The sequence below is a fragment of the Treponema socranskii subsp. socranskii VPI DR56BR1116 = ATCC 35536 genome, assembly GCF_000468115.1.
GTDB lineage: Bacteria > Spirochaetota > Spirochaetia > Treponematales > Treponemataceae > Treponema_D > Treponema_D socranskii.
This window is the reverse complement of the sequence record NZ_AVQI01000006.1, coordinates 96,503-103,039: the sequence shown is the minus strand read 5'-3', so window position 1 is coordinate 103,039 and position 6,537 is coordinate 96,503. Positions and strand designations below refer to the sequence as shown.

Below are 6,537 nucleotides of genomic sequence, written 5' to 3'. Positions count from 1 at the left end.
AAAAAATCCTGCGCACTGCTCGGATTTTTTCGCTCTTGTCTTAACACCCTCAATCATATAAAATCGAAAACGTATTTTTGAAAATATGATTTTAATAATTAAGGATGACGTATGAACAGCACGCTTGCCGAATTGAAAGCGCGGGGATTTTATTCTCAATGTACCGATATCGATTCTCTTTCTTCCCGCATGGACTCAAGTCCCATTACTTTTTACGTCGGCTGCGATCCGACGGGGCCGAGTCTCCACATCGGGCACATGGTTCCGTTTTTTGCGCTGCGGCATTTGCGTTCTGCGGGAAATATCGGCATCGCTCTCATCGGTGGCGGGACTGCGCGCATAGGGGATCCGAGCGGCAAAACGGAAATGCGTAAAATGCTTTCGTATGAAGAGCTCGACAAAAACGTCGCGCGCATAGAAAAGCAGCTCGACGCCTTTATCGGTTTCGACGGCAAGACGGCGTTTTCGGACAACAATAAAAATTGGCTTGCGGATTTGAACTATATCGATTTTTTACGCGATATCGGTTCCTGTTTTTCCGTCAACAAAATGCTGTCGTTCGAAGCCTACAAAATGCGGCTCGAGCGGGGGCTTTCGTTTATCGAATTCAATTATCAGCTTTTGCAGAGTTACGACTTTCTCATGCTGCACAAACGGCACGGCTGTATTTTGCAGATCGGAGGCGATGACCAGTGGGGCAATATCACTGCGGGTGTCGATTTGATCAGGAGAAAGCTCGGCGGCACGACGGAAAAAAATATCGAGCACGAATGCTTCGGTTTGACCTTTCCGCTCATCATGCGTGCGGACGGACAAAAGATGGGCAAGAGCGAACACGGCGCGGTATTCCTCGACGCTTCGCTCACGAGCGTGTACGATTTTTTCCAATATTGGCGGAATGTCGCCGATGCGGACGTGCGCAAATTCCTTTTGCTGTTTACGTTTTTGAGTATCGAAGAAATCGATAAAATCTGCGCAGGCAATATCAACGAAGCGAAGGAGCGGCTCGCATACGAAGCGACCGCCGTAATTCACGGCAAAGCCGAAGCCGACAAAGCGCTTTCAGGCGCAAAGGCCGCATTCGGAGGTGAAGGCGATAAAGCGCACATGCCGACGGCGGAAATCGCAAAGCAGGCGATCGAAGAGGGGATCGGAATTGTAGATCTCTTTGCAATCGCACAGCCCAGTACGTCGAAGAGCGACAACCGCCGCCTCGTCGAGCAGGGGGGCGCGCAGGTAAACGGACGAGTCGTAAAAGACATTCATACGGTCATCACGATGAAAGAAGCGGATGAGGACGGCGAGTTTATTTTGAAAGCGGGCAAAAAGAGGATCATCCGTGTCATCGTAAAATAAAGCGACGAGGAGCGGAACGTGCGAACGCCGCGCGATGTTAAAACAGCATCAACTGTGCGCTTGTTTGTTTATTTTCAAAAGCCAACAAATGCGAAAATATTTTATCGGGATTCATTTCGATGCCGTTTGCTTTACACCGCGTATAGCATTCGCTTCGCGAATCGCAATAAATACACCCGTGCGTACAGCCGCGGTATAAGTTCATTCCGTTTTTAGCCGATAAAATTCCTTTTGCTTGAACAAAGTGCATTTGCTGTTCCTGAAAATCCGGTCGCAGGGTATTTCATTTTTCTCTGTATTTTTTCAGCGCCTTTTTTAAGCACTTGATTGCCCAGTCGCAAATAAAAGCCGGTTTGTTATGTGTAAATCGGTTCTCTAAGCGGTAGAAGGGAGTCGCCTTCCGGTCGCGTGCCTCCTGCACGCTCCCTACAGGCCGGCTCATTCGCTTTCGGCGGCATCCCTGCCGTCTTTTCGCGGCACCTGCCGCTGGAAGTCGGAAGGTGAAAAACGCTACAAGCGTTTTTCTTGCATAATGGAACTCGCAAATCCTGTGCACTGCTCGGATTTGCGAGTTCTTCGCGCCTTGCTCGGCGCTCATTCGCTTCGACTCCCTTATCTAAAAAACGTACATTATATTTAAAACAAAAAAGAGTCTGCAACTCGCAAACTCTTTTCTTCAGCGGTAGAAGGGAGTCGAACCCTCGTCTCCAGCTTGGAAGGCTGGGGTAATGAGCCGTTATACGACTACCGCAAAAGTGATACCACTATATCGAAAACGGCGGATCGTGTCAACGGCGCGTGTTTATGTGTGTCGAATCGCCTCCGATTCTGCACGACAACTTTTCGTCTGTACTCGCGGCTGTCAAAACGCTGCGCTTACGCCAAATGAGACGTAAGCCACGATTTGAACGCTTCGTAATCGTTTTCCATCGGGACGGCGTTGTCGGGGAGCTGCATCACTTGCATGAGCCTGTCGGGCATGGGCGGCTCCCTGCCGCAGGCTTTGGCGACGGTTTCGCTGAACTTTGCGGGATCGGCGGTTTCGAGGACGATGCCGACACTCTTTTTTTCCGCAACGAAGCGCGCCCAATCGGGGACGTTCGGCGTGAGGCCGGGCTTTTCGCTCGAGCCTTTGAGGCCGCCCATGAGATTTTTCATGGAGCCGCTTCTAATGTCATCCCACGCTTTCCATGCGATAGCTCCGTGCGGATCGGTGATGTAACCCGTTTTCGCATGGCATGAGCGGATAGCGTTCATAATACCGTCGTTATCGAGCCAGTAGGACGCAAAGAGGCGGCGCACTTCTTCGAGCGGATACATTGCGGCGATGCGCTCGTAATTGCTCGGAGCGCCGACGTCCATCGCGTTTGCGTACGTTTCGACGGACGCTCGTGCGTGGTACTCGCCGGTGGCAATCCAGTCGGGAATCGTGTGATTCGTATTCGTCGCAGCGACGAAACCGGTAATCGGCGCTCCCATTTCGCGTGCGATAAGACCTGACGTGAGATTTCCAAAATTGCCCGACGGAACGGAGACGATGACGGCAGGGTCATCGATTTTGTTGTCAAGCTTCGCCCTATCGCGTGCGGCAAGCGAGGCGTACATATAATAAAAACTCTGCGGCAAAAGGCGCGCGATGTTTATAGAATTTGCCGAAGAGAGCCGAAATGTTTTTCGCAATTCGGCATCGGTAAAGGCTGTTTTGACGAGCTTTTGGCAATCGTCGAAAGTACCGTGCACTTTGAGCGCGCGCACGTTTCCGGTAAAAGTCGAAAGCTGTTTTTCCTGCAGAGCACTCACTTTTCCTTCGGGGTAGAGAATCGTCACGTCGAGGCCGACTACGTTGTGAAATGCGCTTCCGACGGCGCTTCCCGTATCGCCCGAAGTCGCGACGAGAATGTGGAGCGCGCCGTTTTCGGTTTTATTAAAAAACGACATCACGCGCGCCATAAAACGCGCACCGAAATCTTTAAACGCGCATGTCGGTCCGTGAAAGAGTTCGAGGACATACGTGATTGAATCGAGGGGGACGAGTTTCGGCGAAAACGGATATGCATCTTCGATGATGCCTTGCAGCTCGTCGTCGGGAATTTCACCTTCGACGTAGGGTTTTGCCATATTGAATGCGATATCGCGGAAACACGGGGCGGGCGTTTTATTGATAAGCGCCCGATCGATGTGCGGAAACGCTTCGGGCATATAGAGGCCGCCCGTTACGGGATTCATGCCGCTCATGACGGCGGTTCGAAAATCTACTCTGAGGCTTGTATCTCGCGTATCAGTGTACTGCATACCATCTCCTATAAAAAAATTGCATGATGTTTCAACATCCGAATAAAAATTAATAATAGGGCATCTTTAAACGATGAAGTTTTTAGAACTGCCCGCTATCGATTTTACCTTCACATTCCGTAGAGTATCGCATGCACGGTTTGCGAAGCGATTTTTTTACGGCACGCTTCCGCGGCGAGAGATTGCGATGCTCCGGTTTCTGACGCCCGCTGCTGCGTTTTATACAGTACCTCTCCGTTTTGCATGTCGATGCACGCAACGTCCGCGACGAGCGTGCACACGTATGTGCCGTCATCTTTACGTTCCGAAGGCGCGGTGAATTTTATCGAACCCGATACCATAAAACCTGCCGTATTTCCGACGATGGCGCGCGTCGCTTTATAAAGAGACGCGATGTTTTGATTCAAGTAATTCGGAGAGGAAATGGGAGAGTTTCCCGATCGGACGCCGGAATTGATAAAATCTCTCAGAATGTAGCGCGAATTGGTAAGCGCACGGCCTTTATCGTCGAAATCGAACACGTAGAGAATGCCGCTTTTTTTTGCCAAATCGGTTCGGACTTTGTAAGGTGCCGTAACGCTCGCGGCACGGGCGGCTTTGACGGTTTCGGGATTCGAATTGACGGGCGTCGGATAAAAGGTTACGGCTTCGTCGAATGAAAACGCCGGCACGCCGGGCATAAATTCGACGTGTCCGTTTTCGTCAGTCGTCAAAACGATTTCATCGTAGACGATCGAATCGTCCGTACGCGATGCGGGGTATGAAACCGTAATCGGCATACCGGAAACTCCTTTTTCCGCGGCGTCTTTTACGAAGAGCGTATACGCCGACGAAAACGGGGAGTGTTTTACGGTTTGCTTGGGAAAAGAAACGACGTTCAAAGCGATGTCGGAAATTTTCGTTAAAAATTCGTTTTGTTCGATATCGGCCGGATCCGGCGTTTCCGCCTCTTGCGCGGTCGGTGCGGGAAAATGTTTGTCCGCCGTTTTTACGGATTTGGCCGATGCGTGTGCGCTCGATAAAAACGCCGAAAAAAACACCGCAACGGCGAAACTCTTGTTTTTTAAAATAACCATAGGGTTCCTTATTGAAATTATTAATTTAAAATCGAATGCACAATATATCTGAAAACAGAATTTCGTTCAAAAAGCTTGACCGCAACCAAGCGGACGGGCTATCGCCGATTATGAACTGATAATTTCAAAACTTGTCATTCATCTGTATAGTATATCGTTTTTTTGAAAAAATCTCAAGTTTCGCATCTTATCGCATCGCATCCACATTGTATCTTGTAAAATCCAACCGTATTTTTAAAAGTGTCCCCTTGCCTAAAACGTTCCGGCTATCTACAATGAGTATACTATGAGAAGCACGCGCGCGGTCGTCTATAAAAACAATCTGATACACAACCTTTCCGTCATTCAATCGTTTATTAAAGACAGCAATACGAAAATCTGCGCTGCGGTCAAAGCGAACGGCTACGGCTCCGGTGCGGTGTTTGCGGCAAAGACGGCGCTCGCTTCAGGCGCATCGTTTTGTGCGGTTGCGACCGTCGACGAAGGGATCGAACTCCGTGAAAGCGGTATCGCTTCTCCGATTTTGCTTTTGAGTCTATGCACGCCGGACGAAATGAAAGACGCCGTTTTGTACAAGCTTACCCCTCTCGTGTGCGATGAAGCGTATGCGGAACTTTTCAACGCAGCCGGCGGAAAATACGCTTCGGGAAAATTTTCCGTGCACATTGCAGTCGATACCGGCATGCGCCGCATAGGATGCTCCGTCGATGAAGCTTCGCTCTTTGCAAAGCGCATCGTAAACTTGCCCCACCTTGCACTCGGAGGAGTGTGCACGCATTTTTCTTCGGCCGATGAAACGGATGAGGTATCTCGACGATATACGGATGAGCAATTTTCGGATTTTATGCGCGCCGTCAAATCGATCGAAGACGAAGGCATCGATCCGGGCATCAGGCACTGTGCGGCGTCTGCGGCATTGCTCGATCGGCCGGAAATGCAGCTCGACATGGTGCGGCCGGGGATCCTCATGTACGGCTATTTTGACGGAAGCGTTGACGGCGCTTACTGCGCCTCTCGGGGAAAGCCGTGTACGCTCGAACCCGTGATGGCTCTTGAAAGCGAAGTCGTTGCAATCAAATCGATAAAAAAGGGGGAGGCGGTTTCGTATAACCGTACGTGGACGGCCGAATGCGATACCGTCCTTGCAACGCTTCCGATCGGCTACGCCGACGGATTGCCGCGGAGGTTGTTTCCCGGACTGTGCGTCGCGATCAGCGGAAAAAATTATCCCGTCGTCGGACGCATCTGCATGGATCAGTGTATGGTCGATGTCGGCTCCGACGGCGTGCATCGTTGGGATAAAGCCGTCATATTCGGCCCTGAAAATTCCGGTGCGCTGCAGACGGCAGCGGACATCGCAAAAATTTCCGGCACGATCTCGTATGAGATTTTGACGGGCATCGCAAAACGCGTGCCGCGCGTAGAAGTGTAGCGCGGAAAATCTTGTTTGTGTACACGATTATGGTGTATACTGATAACGGCGGAGGATGCGGAAGGTGTTATCATTTGAGTGGGATCCGGATAAAGAAAAGCACAACATTGAAAAACATAACGGGATCTCATTCCGAATAGCGGTTAAAGTTTTTTCCGACAACAAACGTATTGAAAAATATGATTCACAGCATTCAACATTCGATGAAGAGCGATGGAATGTAATCGGTATGGTTGATGATATTCTTCTTGTTGTTTATACGGAAGTGGATGAAAATAGAGTCAGAATTATTTCTGCGCGTCCTGCGGAAAAGGAGGAAATCGATGAATACTTTAATAACTATGACACTCGATGAAGTGAAAAAAAATCCGCTTACCGAAG

The 6,537-nt window shown here is 50.0% G+C and carries 5 protein-coding genes, 1 tRNA gene and 1 pseudogene; 3 read left to right on the top strand and 4 right to left on the bottom strand.

Annotated features, from left to right (window positions below; all coding sequences use genetic code 11):
• The first annotated feature begins 111 nt into the window (after positions 1–111).
• Positions 112–1,356 (top strand): tyrosine--tRNA ligase, encoded by a 1,245-nt coding sequence (tyrS, locus tag HMPREF0860_RS01095; protein WP_021329952.1) that lies wholly within the window; start codon positions 112–114, stop codon positions 1,354–1,356.
• A gap of 142 nt (positions 1,357–1,498) precedes the next feature.
• Here the strand turns inward: tyrS and HMPREF0860_RS14065 are convergent.
• The 4 genes and pseudogenes from HMPREF0860_RS14065 to HMPREF0860_RS01070 all read right to left on the bottom strand — a co-directional run.
• Positions 1,499–1,606 (bottom strand): annotated as a pseudogene (locus HMPREF0860_RS14065) (radical SAM protein); the annotation flags it as partial.
• A gap of 428 nt (positions 1,607–2,034) precedes the next feature.
• Positions 2,035–2,107: transfer RNA gene (locus HMPREF0860_RS01080), tRNA-Gly, on the bottom strand.
• Positions 2,108–2,232: 125 nt separating this feature from the next.
• The gene (gene thrC / locus HMPREF0860_RS01075) at positions 2,233–3,648 is read right to left on the bottom strand and encodes a threonine synthase (RefSeq protein ID WP_021329974.1); all 1,416 of its coding nucleotides are present in this window, start codon (positions 3,646–3,648) and stop codon (positions 2,233–2,235) included.
• Between the two features lie 110 nt (positions 3,649–3,758).
• A complete protein-coding gene (locus HMPREF0860_RS01070; RefSeq protein WP_021329988.1) occupies positions 3,759–4,724 on the bottom strand; it encodes a hypothetical protein in 966 nt (321 codons plus the stop codon).
• Between the two features lie 286 nt (positions 4,725–5,010).
• Here HMPREF0860_RS01070 and alr point away from each other — a divergent pair, with 286 nt between their 5' ends.
• Positions 5,011–6,156, top strand: a complete 1,146-nt coding sequence (gene alr, locus HMPREF0860_RS01065) for an alanine racemase (RefSeq protein WP_021329986.1) — start codon at positions 5,011–5,013, stop codon at positions 6,154–6,156.
• Positions 6,157–6,220: 64 nt separating this feature from the next.
• Complete coding sequence (locus tag HMPREF0860_RS01060) at positions 6,221–6,511, top strand: BrnT family toxin (protein ID WP_021329909.1); 291 nt, start codon at positions 6,221–6,223, stop codon at positions 6,509–6,511.
• Positions 6,512–6,537: the final 26 nt, after the last annotated feature.

Coding starts and splice junctions, on each gene's coding strand:
- alr (WP_021329986.1), top strand. CDS start 5,011: ATGAGAAGCACGCGCGCGGTCGTCTATAAAAACAATCTGATACACAAC.
- HMPREF0860_RS01070 (WP_021329988.1), bottom strand. CDS start 4,724: ATGGTTATTTTAAAAAACAAGAGTTTCGCCGTTGCGGTGTTTTTTTCG.
- thrC (WP_021329974.1), bottom strand. CDS start 3,648: ATGCAGTACACTGATACGCGAGATACAAGCCTCAGAGTAGATTTTCGA.
- tyrS (WP_021329952.1), top strand. CDS start 112: ATGAACAGCACGCTTGCCGAATTGAAAGCGCGGGGATTTTATTCTCAA.